General features: G+C 66.7%; 3 protein-coding genes. All 3 read right to left on the bottom strand.

Going from position 1 to position 3,121, the window contains the following annotated elements:
- A partial coding sequence (locus tag UN64_RS19700) for a CHAP domain-containing protein (protein WP_369073187.1) occupies positions 1-642 on the bottom strand: 642 nt, incomplete at its 3' end.
- A gap of 31 nt (positions 643-673) precedes the next feature.
- A complete protein-coding gene (locus UN64_RS19695; protein WP_077365929.1) occupies positions 674-1,507 on the bottom strand; it encodes a hypothetical protein in 834 nt (277 codons plus the stop codon).
- Positions 1,508-1,511: 4 nt separating this feature from the next.
- Positions 1,512-3,121, bottom strand: a 1,610-nt coding sequence (locus tag UN64_RS21070; RefSeq protein ID WP_171978986.1) for a hypothetical protein, incomplete at its 5' end; no start/stop codon positions are given.

The raw sequence follows: 3,121 nt of genomic DNA, 5'->3' as shown, positions 1-3,121 counted from the left end.
CTTGCCGGAGGTCTCCTGACGGATCAGCGCGGCCGCCAGGTACAGGGGGACACCGGCCCGCTTAGCGGCCCGCACCAGTGCGTCCGCGTTGAACAGCACTAGGTCAGAGGACATGTTGCCCTTGCCGGAAAGGATCTGCGCGGAAGTCAGAACCGGCTTCGGCTCAGGCTCGGGCGTAGGAGTCGGGGAGGGGCTGGGGGCCGAAGACGTGGCCCCCATGTACCGGGGCGGGCGAGCCACACGCAGCACCCCCGAGGACAGGGACACGGTACGGATCTCGCACGGCCCGGACGGGTTGTCGCCCGTGCCCCGCGAGTTCTGATCCAGAATCCGCCAACGCCCGTCCGAGAGCTTCGCCAGAAGAATCAGGACGTGCCCGTAGTACCCGCCCCAGTTCAGGGAAACCATGTCGCCGGGCTGCATCCGCTTCGCGGAAATGTCACCCCAGTTGTACTTGGAAATGTAGTTTCCGGCCAGGAACGCGCCATGCCCCAGAATGCGAGGGTACCCGTGGACCGTGGCACCATAATGCAAGGCGGGGTCCACACACTGCGCCCCATACGCGCCGTCGAAGTCGAGATACCGGCCATTAAGAGAGTTCGCCCACGACTGGACTTCCGCCTGAACCTCAGACAACAGCATCGGCACGATGGGGCCTCCTCTTCACGGTTGACTAGTCGGGGCGGCGCACCTCACGGATCGACCACCCATAAGAAGACCGCCGCCCCCACGACCTCTCTGGGATGGCGAGCTGAACGGCCTCACCCGCTGGGGCGACGAGCACCGCATGTCGGCACCCTTGGCCGGGCACCCAATCGCGGGGGCCATCGGTGAGCGTCACCTGCGGGCGGGCAATCGTCACCGCACCCTGGACCGCGAACCGCAGGGCCACGGTCTCCCCCGAAGTGCGGAATGTGGTAGTCACACGCTCACGGACGCCCGACGTGGACACCTCACGGGAAGGGCCATCCGTCCCGTCGATGCCCACCTCAGTCACCACCAGCCGGGCCGTCTGCCCCTCATAGGCGCTCAACAGCATTGACGCGGTGACCGTCCGCCAGTAAGGCACCGGCACGTCCAGCAGGTGAACCCACCCGCCGTCCGGCGGTCCCGATGCCGAATGCATGAACACCGGCCCCGTCGCGTCCGGCTCAATGGATGAGCCGCCGCGTTGCACGCCCACCCACCGGCCCGGACGCATCAACGACGCCTCCGGGTCCAGCAGGTTGTCCAGCTGCGCGGCCTCCGAGTAGTAGACGAACAGCGTGCGGTCAAGCCGCTGCCACTCCTCCAACTCGGCCAGCACGTCCATGTCCGCAGGCTCAGCCGAGCCCACGTCCACGGTCCAGGTGCGGGGCGGGCGACCGGCCCTGAGCTGCACCCACTCGGTTTCGTAGTCGAGACCGGAGGCGACCTGGAGGACCGTGTCCGCCGCCGGGGCAACGTCTAGCCGTGACGCACACTTGATTTCCTTCAGCCCACCGGCTGGCCCGAGAAGGCCACCCATGCGATCACCACCCGCCCATGTAGTCCTGTGCCTCACGCATGACGCCGGCGACTTCGTAGCTGCCCACCTTGAAGACGGGCCGGTAACGGGCCATGCCTGCTGCGACTGCTGCTTCCAGTTCGCCCGGGTTGATGCCCTGGCCGGCGGGTGCGGTCACGTTCACGACCGGGCTAGCAGTAACAGCCGCCCATTCGCGGCCCGTCCTACCACCCCCGGCATACCCGGCAAGATGCTTCACGGACGGGTCGCCACGGTTGATCGCGTCGAGCACCGGGTGGAACTTCTTGGACGCCTTCTGATTGATGATCCACTCGCCGTCATCCACCCGGGCAATCGGCATCCCAGACCCGGTGACACCCAGGATCATGTCCGTGCCCAGGCCCGTATACGGCAGACGCCCACCCGCCGAGTAGCCAGGCAGCCGCGCCACACCACCGGAGGCGAACGCCTGACTGTAGCCCGGCGCCGCCTTCTGCGTGCTGTCCCCGTACCGGGCGGTCAGGACCACCTCGGCGTACCGGGTACGGGCCGCATAGTTCAGCGCGTTCTCGGCCTCGCCCGTGCGGGCGATAGCGGTAACGTCAACGTTCTTACCGGTGATGGCGAAAATGTCTTCCTGCGTACCAACAACGGTCCCGTCATCCGTCACCCACACCGGCACCTGCTTGCCGTTGATCTCACGGATCTCCTGCTGCACCCGCTCCTTGGTGCCGTCCGTCGTGACGTACATGTAGACGGTCTTGCCGTCCACCTGATCAATCGACGCCTGGACCTCGCCAACGGTGCCGTCCTCAGTGACCGCGACCGTGACACCCCGATACCCCGGGATCGCCTCAATCGCATTCCCCGTCGCCTCAGCAGCAACCAGGGCTGCGTCCGACAGGTACGTCTCCACGTCCACCGACGCCGGGATGCCCATCAGCTTCCGGGCCAGCGCATCAGCCTCCGTGGCAGACTGACCCATCGCCTGAGCGTTAGCGACCAGCGTGTCGTAAGTGTCGATCAGCCCGTCACGGAGCGTGCCCTGAGACTCGCCAGCACGCGCGTTCGCGTCCAGCAGCTCCCGGCCAGCATCCGCGAGGCCCTGGAGGGCCGACATGTTGTTTCGGCCCGCCTCCGTGGTCAGATCCAGCGTGGCGGCGTTCTCTGCCGCCGTAGTCGCCAGATTCTCCAGCGCCTCCTGGTAGCCCATCGTCGCAGAAATCGCGTTGGACTCCAGCACGCCCATACGGGTCAGCGCGTCAAGCACACCATCGAGCTTGTCGTCCAGTTCGGTGGCCTCATCCGCGAGGACGCCCATCGCCTCAGCGATGCCACCCACGTTCGAGCCCGCGTCCACCTGCCCCAGTGCACCCAGGGACTCGGTCGCGTCCTCAGCCGCCGTAGCAACACCCTCAGTGGCTTCCTGCGCCGGCTGCATGTAGTCGGGCAGGTGCCCCATGGCGATCCCGTACAAGGTCGCCTCATCAGCAGCCTTGCCCGTAGCATTCGACGCCGCCTCCACAGACTCCGCATACGCGGGCATGTACTCCTTCACACCCTCCCAAGTGGAGAGCATGGTGGACCCCTCGGCCTCGGCCGCGTCTCGCAGCTTGCGGAACTGCTCAGCCGCAG

The organism is Fictibacillus arsenicus (assembly GCF_001999465.1).
GTDB classification, from domain to species: Bacteria; Bacillota; Bacilli; order Bacillales; family Fictibacillaceae; genus Fictibacillus; species Fictibacillus arsenicus.
This window is presented reverse-complemented; position numbering and strand designations above follow the sequence as displayed.